The organism is Cytobacillus sp. C11.1 (assembly GCF_058145115.1).
In genome coordinates this window covers 1,307,683-1,326,606 of record NZ_CM176935.1, presented here as the reverse complement: position 1 = coordinate 1,326,606, position 18,924 = coordinate 1,307,683, and the positions used below count along the sequence as shown (strand labels likewise).

General features: G+C 43.8%; 14 protein-coding genes. All 14 read right to left on the bottom strand.

From position 1 onward, the window contains the following. Positions 1–113: 113 nt before the first annotated feature. The 14 genes from AC3ZVC_RS06555 to AC3ZVC_RS06490 all read right to left on the bottom strand — a co-directional run bounded on the left by AC3ZVC_RS06555 (position 114) and on the right by AC3ZVC_RS06490 (position 18,918). Positions 114–1,535, bottom strand: coding sequence for a YfcC family protein (locus AC3ZVC_RS06555; protein ID WP_490067280.1), 1,422 nt, complete (start codon positions 1,533–1,535; stop codon positions 114–116). Between the two features lie 12 nt (positions 1,536–1,547). Then, on the bottom strand, positions 1,548–2,663 hold the full coding sequence (locus AC3ZVC_RS06550; protein WP_490067279.1) for a mandelate racemase/muconate lactonizing enzyme family protein: 1,116 nt from the start codon (positions 2,661–2,663) through the stop codon (positions 1,548–1,550). A gap of 100 nt (positions 2,664–2,763) precedes the next feature. Further along, positions 2,764–4,053 (bottom strand): hypothetical protein, encoded by a 1,290-nt coding sequence (locus tag AC3ZVC_RS06545; protein ID WP_490067277.1) that lies wholly within the window; start codon positions 4,051–4,053, stop codon positions 2,764–2,766. Between the two features lie 174 nt (positions 4,054–4,227). Next, positions 4,228–5,517, bottom strand: a complete 1,290-nt coding sequence (locus AC3ZVC_RS06540; RefSeq protein ID WP_490067275.1) for a M20 family metallo-hydrolase — start codon at positions 5,515–5,517, stop codon at positions 4,228–4,230. A 408-nt stretch (positions 5,518–5,925) separates the two neighbouring features. Next, a complete protein-coding gene (locus AC3ZVC_RS06535; protein ID WP_490067272.1) occupies positions 5,926–6,378 on the bottom strand; it encodes a hypothetical protein in 453 nt (150 codons plus the stop codon). Continuing rightward, positions 6,371–7,198 (bottom strand): DUF3100 domain-containing protein, encoded by an 828-nt coding sequence (locus AC3ZVC_RS06530; RefSeq protein WP_490067271.1) that lies wholly within the window; start codon positions 7,196–7,198, stop codon positions 6,371–6,373. The genes AC3ZVC_RS06535 and AC3ZVC_RS06530 overlap by 8 nt, the downstream gene beginning before the upstream one ends. A gap of 26 nt (positions 7,199–7,224) precedes the next feature. Continuing rightward, a complete protein-coding gene (locus AC3ZVC_RS06525) occupies positions 7,225–8,085 on the bottom strand; it encodes an NAD(P)-dependent oxidoreductase (RefSeq protein ID WP_490067269.1) in 861 nt (286 codons plus the stop codon). An 18-nt stretch (positions 8,086–8,103) separates the two neighbouring features. Next, complete coding sequence (locus AC3ZVC_RS06520; RefSeq protein WP_490067267.1) at positions 8,104–9,600, bottom strand: aldehyde dehydrogenase family protein; 1,497 nt, start codon at positions 9,598–9,600, stop codon at positions 8,104–8,106. A gap of 108 nt (positions 9,601–9,708) precedes the next feature. Continuing rightward, positions 9,709–11,304, bottom strand: a complete 1,596-nt coding sequence (locus AC3ZVC_RS06515) for a helix-turn-helix domain-containing protein (protein WP_490067264.1) — start codon at positions 11,302–11,304, stop codon at positions 9,709–9,711. A gap of 221 nt (positions 11,305–11,525) precedes the next feature. Further along, positions 11,526–12,137: a pyroglutamyl-peptidase I gene (gene pcp / locus AC3ZVC_RS06510; RefSeq protein WP_490067261.1), complete on the bottom strand. Its 612-nt coding sequence runs from the start codon at positions 12,135–12,137 to the stop codon at positions 11,526–11,528. 17 nt (positions 12,138–12,154) lie between these two features. Next, complete coding sequence (locus tag AC3ZVC_RS06505; RefSeq protein WP_490067260.1) at positions 12,155–15,109, bottom strand: M14 family metallopeptidase; 2,955 nt, start codon at positions 15,107–15,109, stop codon at positions 12,155–12,157. A 10-nt stretch (positions 15,110–15,119) separates the two neighbouring features. Further along, the gene (locus AC3ZVC_RS06500; protein ID WP_490067259.1) at positions 15,120–16,034 is read right to left on the bottom strand and encodes an ABC transporter permease; all 915 of its coding nucleotides are present in this window, start codon (positions 16,032–16,034) and stop codon (positions 15,120–15,122) included. Further along, on the bottom strand, positions 16,031–16,966 hold the full coding sequence (gene nikB, locus AC3ZVC_RS06495; protein ID WP_490067257.1) for a nickel ABC transporter permease: 936 nt from the start codon (positions 16,964–16,966) through the stop codon (positions 16,031–16,033). The genes AC3ZVC_RS06500 and nikB overlap by 4 nt, the downstream gene beginning before the upstream one ends. Positions 16,967–17,340: 374 nt before the next feature. Then, positions 17,341–18,918, bottom strand: coding sequence for an ABC transporter substrate-binding protein (locus AC3ZVC_RS06490; protein ID WP_490067256.1), 1,578 nt, complete (start codon positions 18,916–18,918; stop codon positions 17,341–17,343). Positions 18,919–18,924: the final 6 nt, after the last annotated feature.

The following is an 18,924-nucleotide window of genomic DNA, read 5'->3' as shown; positions in this document are numbered from 1 at the left end:
AAAGTTCATGATCTAGTTGCCGAATTCACAAATGTTCCCGCTGATTTAATCAAACGTTTGATTAAAATAAGGAGACGCCCTTTGGCATCTCCCTTTCCCATTCAAAATATCTGCTATTGTACTCCAGCCAATACAGCCACAACTAATGCTATGGAACCTATAATCAGCCATCCCATAATGAGTTTCCAAATGAACTTCACCCAGCGCTCATATGGAATTCCGGCAACTGCCAAATACCCCATTAGAGCTGCAGATGTTGGAATAATGGAGTTGGTAATTCCATCTCCATATTGGAAGGCCAGCACCGCGACCTGACGTTCGATCCCAAGCAGGTCGGCAAGCGGGGTCATGATCGGCATGGTTGTAGCGGCTTGCCCGCTTCCGGATGGAATGAAAAAGTTGATGACAACCTGAACAAAGAACATCCCAATAACATTTAACGTATTTGGCAGGGCACTAATGACTGAAGCAAGGCCATTGATCATCGTATCAATAATCACGCCGTTTTCCATGACAACTAAAATGGCGCGGGCGAAACCAACGATAAGTGCACCAAATGCAACCAGCTTCATCCCATCAACAAAGGAGTCAAACAAACGGTTGATTCCAATGCCGCCAACAAGGCCAGAAGCAAAACCGATAATAATGAAAGAGGCGGTCAGCTCGGTTAAATACCAGCCCCATTCAAAAACACCATACATATTAAAAGCAAGTCCGCCTGCAATAATCAGGAGAACAAGGGCGTGGCGAAGGGAGAATTCTTGAAATTGGCCTTCAGGCAAATCCCTGCGCTTTTCTTTTTCCTTTAATTCAATATCGTACATCACGCTTTTTTCCGGATTTTTCTTTACTTTGGACGCATATCTCATCACGTAAAATATGGCTAGTGAAAGAACAAAAATATAAATAGCGAACCGGAAGCCAATTCCGCTGAAGAGCGGTACTTCTGCGATGGACTGAGCAACCCCAACCGTAAACGGATTCATCATTCCGCCGATAAAACCGCTGGCTGCCCCGATGCTGATCATGGCCGTCCCGGTGATGGCATCATATCCCATCGCCCTTGCAATCGCAATTCCAATCGGCACAAAGATAATACTCTCTTCTGCCATTCCGGTTGTAGCTCCGGCAATTGAAAAAATAATCATCGTGATCGGAATGAGCAGCTTTTCCCGCTTCTCCAATTTCCTTACGGCCTTATGAATCCCGGCTTCAATTGTTCCGGTTTCACGAATAATCCCAAAGGCTCCACCTACCAAGAAAATATAAAAAATAATGGTAGACCCTTTGGCCATCCCCTCTGGAATTGCCTTAAACAATTCAAAAAAACTAATCGGGTTCGATTCAACGACCTGGTAGCTGTCTTGAACCACAATGGTTCTTCCATCCTGCTCAATTCTTTCAAATTGGCCTGCAGGTAAAATATAGGTAGCAATGGCAGCTAAAACAATAATGGCGAAAATGATGGCATACGTATGAGGAATTTTTCTTTTCTTTTCAGCCACAACCTCCTGCTGGGGCGATTCCACTTTCATCCCTATTCCTCCTTATCCTTTTTCAATCGAATCGTATTGAATGGTCAGCTCTTTTAAAATATCCTCGTTAACCTCAACACCAAGTCCCGGCTTATCACTTAAATGAACAAATGGAATCTCATATCTCAAGTCCCCAATATCTTTGCTGAATAGCAGCGGTCCTGTAAGCTCCGTGCTGATAATATTTTTTCTCGAGATGGCCACATGATAGCCTGCTGCAGAACCGATTGAAGACTCTACCATCGAACCAATCTGGCATTCGATTCCTGCGTATTCAGCTGCTTTTGCTATATGGACAGCCGGATAAATACCGCCGGATTTCATGAGCTTAATGTTAATTTTATCTGCGGCCCCATTCCGGATAATCTCCACTAAATCCTCCCCGGAATGAATGCTTTCATCTGCCATCAAAGGCGTGCTCGTTTTTTGCCTGATTTCGCCGAGGCCGTGAATATCCCCCATCTTAATCGGCTGTTCAAGCCATGAGATATTGAGAGGCTCCAGCAGCTTCATAGCCTGCAATGCAGTAGAGACATTTCTCCAGCCCTGGTTTACATCCACCCTGATGGGAACTTCCATGCCAACCTGCTCACGGACATGCGCTATCCGTTTGCAGTCTTCCAGAGAATTTGTGCCGACTTTCAGTTTCAAAGACTGATAGCCCTGCTCAATAGCCGCTTTAGCCTTTTTGGCCATCAAGGCTGGCTCTTCAATGCTCAGCACCTTTGGATAGGTAAGAGTGTCATGGTATTGCCCGCCGAGCAAGTTGTAGACCGGCTCTTGCTTATATTTTCCCAAAAGGTCATAGCACGCAATGTCCACAGCTGCTTTTGCAGAGGGATTGGAGCTTATCAGCCCGTTCATCTGCTGATGAAGTTTTTCCATGTTAATAGGAGAAGCTCCAATAATGGCAGGTAAAAGGTTGTGCTTTAGTACAGATATGGTGCTGTGAAAGGATTCCCCTGTCACATGTTCATCAGGAACAGCTTCTCCATATCCCGTTAACCCGTTATCTGCTTCAAGCCGAACGATAACCGATGGCATATAATCGAAACTGGCATAAGAGATAATAAACGGCTCTTTTAGAGGCAGATGAATCCCAAAGATTTCAGCTTTTACTATTTTCATAAAATCAGTCCTTACATAGAATTTTTAATTGTCGTTAAGGTGTCGTTAATTGGTTATGTTTTATAATATACTGAAAATTCAGCAATGGTCAAGAGGCATTTTAAGCCTCACTCAGCCCTTTTAACATAGAGCCTGCTTGATAAAGCGAACGCGGACGCCCCTGATCATAAGGCTGTTCCTCTCCAGATACCTGCAGTAATTGCTGTTCCAGAAGCTTTTTAACCATTCTTTCTGCTGACCTTCTGCTGATGCTGAAATAATCGGCAAGCTCCTGTGCTGAAAAAGGCCTGAAATCACTTACCTCCAGAAAATTAATAAACCTGGAAATGTTTCTGCTGCTCATTTTCAACTCGGCACTTAACTTCTTCACTACTGGGTCTTCATTTTTCAGAGAATATTGCTCCTCATTATGGAATAAAGGACCTGTCAGCTTTTTCTCCTCATCCACTATATAGACTGCAGGTTGTTCACCGGGCTTCTTTTCCGCAAAGTCCAATGCAGTGATAGAGTGAGATTCCGCCTCTTTCACAGTGTATCCATACCCAATTCCAACTGCTGTTTTTTCACAATCGCTTCGAATGCCGGTTAACAAACCATCGAGCTTTTGATTCAGGATCAGCGTCTGCAGCACTCCCCGATTCGAAAGAACCAGCTGTAAGCCTGAATCACTTGAAGTCATCTTCGCTTGCAAAGCCTTTGCAAACAGTTCAATTTGATTAATTCTATTGCTTTTAAAACAAACGGCTGCAACCTGCGAATTTTTGGATTGATTCAACTCAGCAAGGGTCGTGGCCTTCTCCAGGCCTTCCTTTAACGTAGGAACCGACTGAATCATAAACATGGAAGGAATCCCTATCTCCTGAAGCTGATCAAATACAGCATGAATACTCGTTAGGGCAAAAGCTGTTTTCCCTTGCTCGTATAAGTCAGAATGAAATTCCACGAATTCATCGATTGATATTTCCCTTTCCTCCTGAAAATCGTATATCCACGGATACTCCTTTACATGGCTAACACGCTCTGTAATCCCTGTTTCATTCAAGACTCCTTCAAGAAATCTTCTCCCCGGCAAATCAATCGATACCTCTCCCAGCTTAAAAGAATGGTGGTAATGAATAGACAGCAGTGATAACGCTACCATATTTTCGTTAAAAGAAAGATAACTGGACCCGATCGGATAACGATCTAACAGCTTCTTGGCATTGTGATAAGGAATGATACCCGAAAACAGCAAAAAATGGCATTCCTTTACCGCCCGCTCAATCAGTGCGTTTAACTCTTTCGGGGAAGCGTATGTATAGGAAATCAATTTATATGCAGGATAATGATCATAAAACTTGCTGATCTCATCTATAAACTGCTGCGAACCGACAACACCAATGGCTAACAAATGGACTCACCTTCTTTTACAAAACTCTAATTTCGTTTATATAGATACTATCATAATAACGGCAAAGGCAAACAGAGTTTTATAATGAGCCCTTTTCAATCAAACGTTTGATTGAAAATCTTTATTCGACAAAATTCGGGTGGTACCTGGTACCACCCGAATTTTGGAATACTATTAATCTTCCATCAAGCCCTCAACAAAATCCTTCAGCACATGTACCCCGTAAACACAGTCATTTAATGATGTCCATTCCCGCGGATTATGGCTGATGCCATCCTTGCTGCGGACAAACAGCATGGCGGCCGGGATTTCAGTTCCGACGATCATCGTGTCATGGCCGGCGCCGCTTGGGATGTAAACTGGTTTTATATCAAACTTGGAGAGGGAGTCTGCAATGTTTGCCTGCAGTTTTTCTTCAATTGGCAGCGGCTTTATTTTTGCATTCAGGTTCATCTGTATTTCCATATTTCGTTCCTCAGCTATTTTACGTGCTTCGTTAGTGATTATGTCAAGCAGCCGGTCACGGGTATCTTCAAAAATATCCCGGATATCCACAATGAGTTTTACTTCCTGGGCTATGACATTAAAGCCATTTGGATGTACGTTCAGCTTTCCGACAGTGGCAACGGCTGTATCACTGACCTGCTTTGGAAACTTCTCGATCGCAGCTACAAACAATGCGGAAGCCACCAACGGATCTTTGCGTCCAGCCATTGGCGTATTTCCCGCATGTCCGGCTTCCCCTGTAAAAGTAACCTCCAGCGAGGCTGGGCCTGCAATGCCTTTGACCACTCCAACAGGCTGACCTTCTCTTTCCAGGACCTTTCCCTGTTCAATATGAACTTCCACAAAGGTTTCAATTTCATGCCTGCTGTTTCCGGCCTTTAAGCATTCCTCAGCACTGCTGCCATATTCGGCTAGTACCTCTCTAAATGACTTGCCATTTTCATCCCGCAGGCTATCCATTTCCTCCGGCTTCATTTGCCCCATAAAAGCCCGGCTGCCCGTTAAGCTGCTTTTGAATCTCGAACCCTCTTCATCTGAAAAAATAACAACCTCATAAGGCTTTTCCGGCAGGTATCCTGTTTCCTTCCACGCTTCCACTACCTCCAAAGCAGACAGAACGCCGAGGGGCCCATCAAAATGCCCTCCGTTTGGAACGCTATCAACATGGGAACCTGACACAATCGCTGGCCCTTCCGTTTTTCCTTCTAATCTTCCGAATACGTTTCCGGCACCATCTGTTGTTACACTTAGTCCCGCATCTCTCATCCAGCCAATGACTAATTCTTTTGCCCGTTTCTCTTCCGCTGAGTAGCCTGTACGTGTCACTCCGCCGCTTTCCATAAGGCCTATTTTTGAAAGCTCATCAAGCCTTGTAGCTAATCTTTCGCCGTTAACACCTGAATGAGTGAGTTCATCATTATAATCTTTTACAAGCTGTTCATAAAGGTTTCTATCCATTGCTGCTTCACACTCTTTTCTTTAATTTAGATTGCTTGGGCTTCTATTAACACTGTGAAATCCTTAGAATGTTGATACACCGCGAAGTGACTGATATATCGAAAAACTGACCGATAAAAATGAAATCTGACCGATATATCGGAAAAGTGACCGATATATTAAAAAAGTAACCGATAAAATCCATATCGACTGAAAAAAAAACAATCTCACTGATATACACGAAACAAATTTTAACATGCGAAGGAAAAATTCATTCAAGCAGGAGATTTCCACAAGAAATTGGCTTTTCCTAAGCTTAATTTGAAACCCACAGATTGGTTTTACTTTCAGTCAAACGATTTACCGCAAAATTCCTCCGCTTTTTTAAACGGCAAAAGCCCAGCAGATGAACATCTGCTAGGCCCCCCATTAAATAATCCCCTGCATACGTAAAATGATTTCCGCTATTACGGCAGATCCAATGAAGGTTCCGAAGAACACAAAGATTGCGACAATGATGCTTCTCCAGCCCAGCTTGGAAAAGTCAGCCCAGTTCTTTCCGATTGAAATCCCTGCATAAGCAAGAATCGGAGTGGCAAGAGCCAGGATATTCACTTGGGTCGTCCATTCTACAACATATTCAGAACCAGGGACCCCTGGAATCGAAACAATAATTCCGATAATCCCGATATATCCAACGCTCGGGATATTGCCAGGCAGCACTTTTTCAAGAATAAGACCTATCACGCTAATTACAATTAAAACAAGAATGCCCGGAATTGCTGCAGACGGCAGGATATCATAGCCAACCCAGTTTCCGATCAGCGCTGAAAAACCGAATATAGCTAGAATCAGAAACCATTCTGTTATATTTTTAAGCATGAATGTCTCCCCCTTTGTCCGCATCTGAAGACTTTTTCTCTTTGCGCTTAATCATGATGCTGTACAGCTTCTCAGTAAGAGGCAATCCAATGAAAATACTGGCATACAGACCTGTTGAAAGAGATAGCAAGTTACTGGCACCTGCAAAGGCGATAATCTGTGCTTCCATCTCAGGGAACGCAGCCACAAGCGATCCGCTGGCGGCAGCCATCATGCTTCCGCTTCCCACACCTGATGCCATGGCAAACGACAGCGGGTGAAGCGGTGTAATCGTAGCCAGGAATCCGGAAATCAATCCAAGGAAGGCAGCACCAAACACAGTACCAAAAATATAAATAGCCATTACACCTCTGCCCTCTGGTGAATCAAATCCGTATTTATTCATGATCAGCCCGACATTTGGTTCCCGGCCAATCGAGTGAGTCATACCAATGGCTTCTCTTTTAAAACCAAGAAAAATGGCAATTGGCAAAGCAAATAAAATCGTTCCCAGATTACCAAGCTCCTGGAGGAGTAATGATGGTCCCGCAGCAATGATCGCCTCTATTTGCGGGCCAATCGTAACACCGATTTTTGCAATTAAAAGAGTTACCCCTAATACGATAAGGGGCTCGGCATTTTTAGCCTGTTTTTCCTTAATAAGCGGAGTAAAGTAAAGCCCAAGGCCAAGGAAAAAGGCATAAAGCATAGGCAGCAAAAGGATAACGCCGGCGCCTAATTTAAAGCTGATCTGCCCGATTGCTTCTGTGGCCGCAACCAATACAAGCACAACCGCATGCAAGCGCCAATCTTTTAAAATTTCTGTCTTCTCATTTTTCATAATTTCCCCCCTAGATTAAAAGATTACTAGAACCCCTCGCAGATTGCCGATGAATCGAGCTTGGCTTTCCCTTGCTCCATCGCCCTTTTATAAATGCTGCAGACCATTTGTCCCAATGGAGAATCCTCGCTGTAATGTTCGGCTGTCTCTTTATATAGATGGATATCCTTATTCATGTGCTCAAGGCTGAAAAGCACATTCTCGTATGTACCATTAAGGATATTCTCACCGAACACCGACATCACCCGATTATGGGCCGAGCCGCTTTGAATGACTTCCGCCAGCTGAGTCCGGCTGACACCTGCTTTTTCCCCCACTGCAAAAGCCTCCCCCAGGCCTGCAGTAATCAAAGCAACTAGCATATTATGGCACAGCTTCGCCACTTGTCCTGATCCTGAAGAGCCAAGCAGAAAAATATCCTTTCCAACGCTCTCCAGAACCGGGCGAATCTCTGCAATATATCTATCGTCTCCCCCAACCATTATGGTCAACGTACCGGCATCAGCACCCTTAGGTCCTCCGCTTAACGGACAGTCATAAAAATGGACTTCCCTTTCCTTAGCAGCACTGTATAATTCCTGGGCTGTTACAGGATCAATGGTGCTCATATCCAAGACAAAACTGCGAGGCTTTAAAGCAGCAAAGACTCCGCTTTCACCCATCATAACATCCCTGACAATAGCGGGTCCAGGCAATGAAGAAATTACTAAGTCCGCTTGCCTCCCCACATCAAATGGCGAAGGCTGGGGAATCGCCCCCAGCTCCTCGCATTTCGCCAGTGCCTCCGCACTCGGATCATAGGCAACCACCCTATATCCATTCTTAATTAAATTTTTAACAATCCCCTTGCCCATGGCTCCGCAGCCAATCACACCTATATGTTTCATCCTCTCCCTCCTCTTGTTTTAAGGTTTAATATAGACCGTTTTCGTATCCAGCCAGAAATCCAATGCCGTGCTTCCCTGTTCACGCGGCCCAATACTTGATGTCTTTTTGCCGCCAAACGGAAGCTGGTTTTCATAATGATTGGAAGGGATATTGACATGGGTGACACCTGTTTCAATTTTCCGGACAAAATCGAAGGCCTTTTGAAGGTCATTGGTAAAAATAGCAGATGATAACCCAAAGTCCGTATCATTTGCCAGCTCGATTGCCTCTTCATAAGAATCCACTTCCATCACCGCAACCACTGGTCCAAAAATTTCTTCTTTTGCAATGGTAAAATCCTTTGTTACATTGCTAAAAACAGTTGGGGCGACAAAATAGCCATTTGCTTGATCCCCATCAGTCAGCTGTTTGCCGCCGTATTCGAGTACCGCTCCTTCAGAGATGGCGCTATTCACATAATGAAGATAAGTATTTAATTGATGCTTATTGGCCACAGCACCATTATCATATCCTTCGCGAATACCATTTCCGACCTTAATTTGTTTCGCTTTTTCAACTAATAATTCGATTACACTTTGCGAAATAGATCGAGGAACAATTACACGGCTGGTTCCTGTACAGCTTTGTCCGTTATTGTAAAAACCGCTGATGACTACGCTCTGTACGGCTTCCTCCAGATTCGCATCCTCCAAAATAATCGTTGCATTTTTTCCGCCCATTTCAGCCTGCATTTTGCCGCCATGTGCTGTAACGAGCTTGCCAAGATGAATGCCCACATCAGAGGAACCTGTAAAGGAAACGGCTTTGATCTCCGGATTCGTTCCAAGCTCTTCTCCCACGACAGATCCAGGTCCCGTAATCATATTTAGCACACCCTTTGGCATTCCTGCTTTTTCAAAAAGCTCTGCGACTTTTACTGCAATAAGAGACGTATCACTTGCGGCTTTATAAATAATCGTATTTCCCGCCAGCATGGATGGGGCAATTTTATAAATGGCAATCCCCAGCGGGAAGTTAAATGGAGTTACAACTGCAACAACTCCAAGCGGCTCCTGAATTGTGCAAGCAAAGGAATTCGGATCAATAGCCGGAACTGTTTCACCAGATAAACGATTGGCTTCACCGCTAAAATGCTTCAAAGCCTGAACCGTTGCATCCACTTCTTTGCGGGCAGCCTCAATTGTTTTGCCGACTTCCTTCGTAATGATTTCTGCCAATGCTTCTTTTTCCTGCTGAATTAAAAAAATCAGGTTAAAGAGGATGTCTCCGCGGCTGATTGGAGATGTTTGCTTCCATTCAGGGAAAGCCCTCTTTGCGCTTTCGATCGCTTTTTGCACATCAACTGAATTCGACTTTTGAAAATAACCCAATACCTCATCCGTATTGGCAGGATTCACACTCGGATACGTTTCCCCAGTCACAGATGGAACCCATTCTCCAGCAATATAATTGTTATAGGTTTTAATCTCATCATTGCCAACAGCAGTGCTTTGGCTATTTACCTCTGTACTCATCAAACCTCTCCTTACCCATTAATTTAAAATTAATTATAATATTTAGAAAATTTAATGTACATGTGTCAATAACCAAATAATCCTGTTTTTCATTGTGACAAGCACCAATTAAGGGGATAAATAATCGAAAATTTGAAAAGCAAGCACTATTGCTATCCAATCGTCTTTTTTATTAAAATCCATATCTAATTGATTCTCTATTTTTTTTAGGCGGTAGGTAAGGGTATTGGGATGAATATGCATTTCTTCTGCCGTTTTTTTATGGCTTTTGTTATTGGCAAGGAAGGCTTGCATCGTTTGCAGATATTCTGGCTCCATTTGTAAAAGAGAGCCCATCTTATCGGACACGAATTTTTTCAGCAAGCTTCGGTCCATATTGAGCCAAAGCCTTTCTGCCCCAAGCTCTGAATAGGTAACAAAGCTTTTGTATTTATGGTTTTTACAGTAGGAAACCGCTTCGGTTGCTTCCTGGTAGGAATCAGCTATTTCTGTTAAAGCAACTTCTCTGCCTAAGCCTATTACAGCTTGTTTGTTTGTCGTCATAAATTTCTGTATTTCTTCAGCCAGTTGATGATCGTAATTTTTCCACCCGTTCACCAGCAGGGCAACAATTTGGTCTGATTTAGTGAATACAATGCTGGTTTCAGAATATTTCATGAGCACTTGCTCTAACGATCTAATAAGCTTTTCTTTTTGGAGAATGGCTCTTGCATCCCACAGAAAACCGGCTTTGCAATCAATGATCATGCAGGAAACTCTGCTTTTTTCATTCAATTTGTATTTTTCCAAAACTCTCTGATTCAGGCGGGTATCGTTGATAATATCATGAAACGCCTCTTCTCTTAAGTGCATTTCTTTTTCAAATAGCGTATTTTGTTTGACAAATTCCAGAGATAAAGCAGTAGCAGCATGCTCAAGAGCGGCCCTTTGGATGCTTGTTAAGCTTTCAATTGGCATTTTCAAAAGAAAATACCCGAAAAGTTCGTTGGAGCTAATAATCGGAAATGAACGAGATTTCTCATCACCGATTTCCGCATAGGTGACAGGCGTCCCAAGGATATTGCTGATCGTTTCAAGAATATAAGAAACCCCTCTTCCCTCCAGCAAAATTTTGGTGAACCTGCGGTGAATATCCAGGGAATGGCTCAGTTCATCATTTTTACGCTTCACTTCTTCGTAAAGCTTTGAGTTCATAATCGCAATCGCTGCCTGGTCTGCTACAACCTCCAAAATGTGAAAATCTGATTCCGTAAACTGAATATCCTTATCAAAATTATCCACCACAAGCACGCCAATACACTCTTCTTTATATACCAAGGGGACAACAATTCCGCTCTTAACCTCCCGCCGGAAAACTCCGTTAAAAAAGTGAGCATAATTTTTCTCAGACATGCGGCTCATATGCTCCCTGAACTCATCCCCCGAGACAATAACACCTTTCTTTGTGAGAAAAACCAGCCCTGTCAAGGATTCTCCAGGCTCGAATTTCACCTGGCTCATAAAGCCCGCATCTACCCCGACCCCATGAGAAAAATGGAGCAAACCATCATCCTTTAACTTATAAAGAATTGTCGTATCAGCGTTCTCTACTAAATCAAATGCTGCCTCAACCAGTTTCCTTAATATGTCCTGCAGGTCAAGAGACTGCGTCAGACTTTTATTGATTTCAAGAAGTCTGGAGATATTATCTTGTGTGATGCTCATGGCTATGCTCCTTTCGCAGTTTGCTGGAAAAATGCAATTATTATTTTTATAGGAATCAGAGAACTAAAAGTATCTTTTAGCCTTTGTATGGACGAATAACACCTTTCAACCCACAATCCCAATTAATTGCAGCCTTACTATCCATAAATAAAATAATCAAAGCCTGCCAAATATGAAATTCAGCAAGCTTTTTCGACAAAATTCGGGTGGTACCTGGTACCTTAATGTTTCTCCGCCAGCACCTCAATACAAGTCAAAATCCCTTTTTTGAGGTCTTCGTGGGACCAGCTTGGGATTTTGCCGTGCTGGATGGCGAGTTCGTGGGAAGCTGGGATATGGATAAATCCAGACGGCGTGTTTTTATTATGTGTTTTGGCATAGTGCAGGCCCTGGTACATGACATGGTTACATAGGTAGGTTCCTGCAGTGTTCGATACTTCTGCAGGCAAACCTGCTTCCTTTAAGCGATTGACCATGGCTCGTACAGGCAGCGTGGACATGTAGCCGTCCGCTCCGTCTTCCTGGATCATTTCATCAACCGGAACATTGCCGCTGTTATCAGAATCCCCATCATTTGTGTTAATCGCGATTCGTTCAGGTGTTATTTTATAGCGTCCGCCAGCAAGGCCCAAAGAAATGACCGCGTCAGGCTGAATTTTTTCAATATGTTCTAATAGCAGCTTCCCCGACTTTCTGAAATCGACCGGTAAAATTTCGCTATGAATTTTGTATTCTCCGACTTCTTGTCCATTTAGTTCGTCCACAATTCGCTTTGTCGGGTTGATCGTAAAATCAAGAAATGGTTCAAAACCTGTTAATAATAGAGTTTTCATTATTTAAACCCTTCCTTTCATGAAAGTTTAATAGGCCGCATTCGTTGATACGATAGCCCATTTCGTTTTACTTCTATAAGGGCCTTTTGAAGAACCTCCAAAATGGCTAAATCAAAGACAATATGTGCTTCAATGCAGCTTTCAAGCACCTCATCATATACCACTTCATCTGCAGCTTCCGAGATCACTTCCGCTGCAATCCAGTCAGGATATCTCGAGATTCCTATTGTGGAATAAGATGGCGCTACATCCGCCTGACGGTAAAAATGAATGCCAGGTGCTTCTTCAATCGGAAAAACTTCCGGCAGCCACTGGTTCCCATATTTTCTGAACCGTTCCTGCCAATATTTATTTTCTTTTTCTATGCTCGTCCCGCCAATATACTGGCTAATCCTTTCAACAACAGCCTCCAGATTTTCCACATGCAAATCACGATAGTTTCCGCTCGATAGTCGCCCAATCCCGTAGATTTTGGCACTTGGAAGAAAGTAAGAAACCGGAAAGCGCGGCGGACTATTATAGCCTGCAAAAGGCTGGACCCACTCATGTGCCGGGATGCCGTGGTCATCAACAATCACGTCCGGTGCCCAGCGGCGCAGAATTTCGGGATAGATATTCGCCTCGCCAAATACTGTTTTTTGGAAACGGACAAGAGAGTACTCCAGCCCAACGGCATTATACCTGGCAGCGTGATGCTTCCATTCCGGATGCTCTTCTGTAAGCTTTGTAACAAGCTCATATCCATCCGGATTTGCCAGAGGCAGGATGACGAGGTTTATATCCTTTAGCCAATCCCCAAACTTGTTATCGGCACGTTCCAGCAGCTGAAGTACAGCAGGCGTACTCGATACTTCATTGGAGTGATGGCCTGCTTCTATGAAAATCGTTTTCTTGAACAATGACATTTTCAAAGGAGAATAAAACTCCTCCCCTGCATCCATGAAACATTCAATAATAGGAATGGCATGCCCCTGGTAGGAATGGTCCGGGTATAAAATACGATAGGAACCTTGCTCGCCCAGCCAGCGCTGCACATCCTGATGGATATGCCCTGCAGGTTTTTCAAAAGCTTCTATCACCAGGGTGACCTCTTCCTTGTCATTGGTCATGACAGCTTCAGCCAAAGCCCCTTCCTCATCAAATAGAATGGAGGTTGTCACCCAATCTTCAAGCGGCTTGTCCTCCCAGCTGTACACCCGAATACACGCTTCGGGCTTCTCCCCTTCTCTAACATGCATAAAAGGATGGACACCGCCTGGCGCATTAAATAGCTTGCCTTCAAGCTCTTCACCCATATAGGCAAAATAATCCAGTGTATTGAAATAAAGGTCCTCATGCAAGGCTTCAAGTGAAGATACACGCTCTTCATCAACCGACAGCTTCCGCTCTTCTTCACTCATCCACACATCGATTTCAATCCGATCAAACAGCGGCCGTGTGCGGCCTTGCCCATCCATATAATCGGCAACTTCTCTGCGAAGCCTTGGCAGCACTTCCTCTGTATAAAAGCGGTAAAAGCGTTCCCTGTCCGTTTGGATGAGCTGTTCCCGGACAACACTCTCGCCCTTACGAATTCGAATAGCACTCGAAACAGGATAAACATAATGCTTTCCATCTACATATGGCAGCTCAGAAACAGGAACATCCAATGAGCTTACAAAATGTCTCACACCCTGTTCATCCACACGAAAAACTTCATATGTATGTTCCAATTTATGCTCTAACTGATAATTTACTAGTTTTGCCTTCAGACCGAACTCTTCCTCTAAAAGCCTGTCTGCAGGGTACATTTCCTGGATCCAGCGAATCGGAAGCTCAAGCCCATTTTCCCCTGCTTCCTTCTTCACTTTTATCTCCAGCCCATGAACAGCTTCGCCAGAATCCCCCAATTCAGGCAAAACCTCCTCAACAAGCCAATGCAGACCTGCTTTAAAAGCAGACCGAACTTTTAACATCTTTACTTCAGGAAACAGATCCATCCACTGTTTCTCAAGCTTCCGGCGGACTTCACCCGGCTCCGATAAAAAAACCTCAATATCAGCACCTGCAAGATCCTCTGAATCTTTTAAAATTTCATAAGCCAGTTCTGTTTCCTGTACATCCTCCCACTCCACTTCAAACAGCTGCGGAGCCTCCGTCTTTTGCTTTAAACTATATCCCTGTTCCCAGTAGCCAAAGGCGCCGCCCTCGCTCCAATGCTTCTCCCTTGCAAGATGTTGGACAGCCAAGCCTAATAACTCCTTTGGTCCCTTTAGCTGCAATACATTCGGTTCTGCCAGCTCTAAGCTAGCAGAGGAATCCTCTAGAACAGCCAGGCGCAGCCCTCCTGACGCATGCCCACCACCAGTTACAGGAAAAACAATGTCAGTAGAGTACATCGCACTTCTAGCAGCAAAGCAGCATAATCCTTTTAAAACCTCTGCTGTTTTAATAGATTCTTCCACGCTCACATTTAGATTCAACAGTTTAGATGGAGACGCTTCATTATTTTTACCAACTCCGGAAAAGCTCCACAAATCACTTAAACTATTAATTTCAGAATTTACCTCTGCACCCCTGCCCTCAATCGTTTTGATAACAGTTTGTCCAGCAGCCAGTCTGCCATCCTTAAGTTCAAGCGCGACACTTTTTCCACTGGACTCTTCAGGGGCCATCGCAGCTAAAAGTTTCAGCAAATCGGATAATTCCGCTTCACTCTTATACCGAACAATAAGCTCCCGATTTTCAAGTCTTATCTCCGTTTTTACATCCGAATAGATAAAACTCATTTTCACAGCACTGTTATCTTGTTCAAAAAAACGAAGGGATAGAGAAGTAGTCTCATATCCCAGCCGGGCACAAAAATCAATTAATCCTTCCGGAGCGAGATGATCCGGAAGGTCTATAAATACAGCTGTTCCATCAATGACTCCATCGTCATTGTTATCACGAAGCAAGCCTTCCTTCGTCCATATTGCGAGAATATTATCCACCCTTATTCACCTACAATTTCATATTAGGGTCAAAACGGTCACGAAGCCAATCGCCCAGCAGGTTAAATCCTAAAACGGTCAGCATAATTGCAACACCAGGGAAAGTGGCTGTCCACCATGCCGAAGTTACATAGTTGCGGCTGTCTGCCAGCATTCCTCCCCATGATGGAATCGTCGGATCGACGCCCAATCCAAGGAAGGTCAGAGACGCTTCTAATAGAATGAATTCGGCAATATACATCGTTCCAAGTACTAGAATGGAGGACATAACATTCGGTAAAATATGCTTTCTAATAATCGTAAAATTAGTGCCGCCAATTGCTTTTGCAGCTTGAACATATTCCTGTTCTTTTAGCGAGATAACCTCACCTCTAATGAGACGGGCAAAGCCAACCCAATAGGTCAGACCCAGAATAATAATGATTTTCCAAATTCCCGTTCCAAGTACACTCATAATGACAATTGCAAACAGCATAAAAGGAAAGGCTAATTGAATATCGGCTATACGCATGATAAAATCATCCAGCCATTTTCCAAAGTAGCCTGAAATAAGGCCCAGCACTGTTCCTATGACCATGGAGATGATAACACCGAAAAACCCTACCATTAGCGAGATCTTGGCTCCATGGATAATTCTGCTTAATAAATCCCTTCCTACCTGGTCCGCACCAAGAAAGAATACAGATTCTCCCGTTTCATCCGCCCACGAAGGTGGCGCAAGGCGTGAAGTCAGATTGGCTTTGGAAGGATCAAACGGGGCAATCCATTGTGCAAATAGTGCTGCTGATACACTTAAAACGACGAGAATGATCCCGACCACACCGGCTGGATTCTTTTTGATGAAATTCCAGAGCTTCTTCATAAAAGGCTTTTTGGCCGCAACGGGCTGCTGCTGCGGTGTTTTTTCCAATTCTAAAGTTGTCATGCTTTTCCGCTCCCCCCGATTTTAATTCTAGGATCAATAAGGGTGTAGCTTAAATCGATAATTAAATTCACTACCACCATAATGATGGCAAGGAAGATAACTCCGCCCTGAATCACTGGATAATCCCGCTGATTAATGGCGTCAATAATCAAACGTCCGATTCCCGGCCACGAAAAGATTTGTTCCACAATAACGGTTCCGCCAAGCAGCGATCCAAACTGAAGGCCAAGGAAGGTAACCGTCGGCAATAAAGCATTGCGGAAAGCATGCTTTATAATCACTGCCCAGTCACTAATGCCTTTTGATTTTGCAGTAGATACATACTGCTGGTTCATCACTTCAAGCATGGAGGACCGGACAAGCCTTGCCAAAATACCCGATAAAATCATCCCCAGTGTAATCGATGGCAAAATAAGGTGCTTGAAACTTTCAAAGCCTGATGAAGGAAGCCATTTTAAATTAACGGCAAAAATCAAAATCAGCATAATGCCCAGCCAAAAGTTAGGAAATGAAATACCGATTAATGAAAAAATACGTCCGAAGAAATCGATGCCTGTCCCTCTTTTAACAGCCGATAAAATGCCCACCGGAAAAGCGATCAGCATAGCTACAGTGATACCGCCAAACGCAAGTGCCAATGTGGCGCCAAGCCGTTCCAGAATCATATCCATGACCGGCATGCCGCTTCTGAATGACTCGCCAAGATCAAACGTAACAAGGCCTTTCAGGAAAATTCCATATTGAACATAAAGTGGTTGATCCAACCCAAGATTGCGCCTCACTTCTTCAATCGCTTCTTTCGTCGGCTCACCTGCCGAAAACATGACTGATACCGGATCGCCAGTCAGGCGAATGGAAAAGAAGATAATCAAAGAAATAGCAAATACAACTAAGATGGTATGGAGCAATCTGCGAATAATATAAGCTGCCATTTTTGTTCCCCCTAAGAAAAGCGCAAGCGCCTTCGGAACAAGCAAAAACCGCTTGTTCCTGCGATGTTTCATCCAAGGAAGATTTCCTTGGTGCTCACCCCCGACAAGCACAAGACGAGCCTCACGAAAAGGCATTCTTTCCCTTTTTGGGAGGATTGGCTTGTGACCTCGAGGGGGTAGGCTGCTTGCGCTAGACAGTTTTCAACGTTCAAAAACTTAAACTTTCTTATTTTGTATAAAACGCAAAAGCCCTGGTCCCGGAAGTGGATGATTTGCATTCCGCGGGCCATGCATCAGCCAGATACGCTCCGGCTCATAAATTCTTAAAAGAAAGAGATAGCATGAAGACCATACTATCTCTTTTTAAAGGTCATTTACTTAACTGTTACTTCTTCCAAACGCATACGGTCCTCATGAGGCGGCTGGAAGTTTTGAACTCGCTTGTTCACTGCGTATAAATCAACTGCAGAATATAGGTTCAATTCCGGGGCAAGATCATAAAGAACTTCTGTTAGCTCCTTAAAGATTTTTTCGCGTTCCTCTTGATCAACAGTCGCACGCTGTGCAGCAAGAAGCTCTTCTACCTTCTCATCTTTAAAGGATGGATTCCATTGCTCGCCTTCGTGATACATTAAGTAAGCTGTGTTATCAAAGTCAAGCGTCCATCCGCCCCAGCCCTGGCGATACATATGCCCTGCATTGCCGTTCGGGATCAGGTCAGAGATAAGAGTCGTGTTATCCACACTGTTGATGTTTACTTTTAAGCCTACTTCTTCAAGATAGAAAGAAACAATCTGTGCAATCTCTTTGAAGTTTCCGTCGTTACCTGGAATGAATAAGTCAAGCTCTGTTCCTTCACTCACACCAGCTTCTTTCAATAATTCCTTCGCCTTTTCAGGATCATATGGGTATGGCTCTAAGTCAGGGTTGTTTCCGAAAGAAAGCTCACTTTGGAATGTGCTGATTGGCTTGCCATAGCCGCCAAGGATTTCGTTAATGATCGCTTCTTTGTCGACTGCATAGTTAATAGCTTGTCTTACTTCTTTCTGATCTAGCGGCTTTTTCGCCGTATCAAAACGCAAGGAGAATGCTGTTGGTGTACCAACTTCCTGTAGTTCAAGGAAGCCTGATTCCTTCACTGTATCTGCCTGGGCAACCTCAACGCGTTTCATAACATCAATTTTTCCTGTTTGAAGCTCAGCAAGTCTTGTTGATGCTTCAGGGATCACTTTGAAAACAACCTTATCCAGTTTTGGAAGCCCTTCTTTCCAGTATTCAGGGTTCTTTTCCAATACGACTTCCTGGTCACGCTTATAGCCTGTCATTTTGAAAGGGCCAGTACCAACAGGGTTATTGTTGAAATGCTCGTCCCCTTTTTCAGCAATATACTTAGGAGGTACAATCACAGCTCCATATCCGGCAAGCTTTGTTAAAAGAACCGGATCCTGTGATTTTAACTTCATGTTAACAGTAAACTCATCAACAACCTCTACACTGTCAATGGATGTATAGTTGGAGTATTGAGGTCCTTTTTGTCCTTCTTCACCCAGTAAACGATCAAAAGTGAATTTAACAGCTTCTGCGTTGAATGGCTCTCCATTATGGAAAGTAACGCCTTGGCGAAGCTTGAATTGCAATGTTTTATCGTCAAGATATTCCCAGCTTTCAGCTAAACCAGGCTGAATTTCCAAATCAAGGTTACGGTCTACAAGCCCTTCAAATACAGAAGTACCGATTGTGCTCCAATCCAATAGGAAGGTATCAATTGGATCCCAGTTTTGCGGATCCCCTGAAACACCAATCACAAGTTCATTATCACGGCCTTCAACCGGATTTTTTTCACTGCCCTTACTTTCGCTTGAACTTGATTTCTCTCCTCCGCCTGAACATGCGGACAAAATGAGTGTAAAGGTCATAAATACGGCAAACAAAGATAGTAATCTCTTCTTCATTCTCTT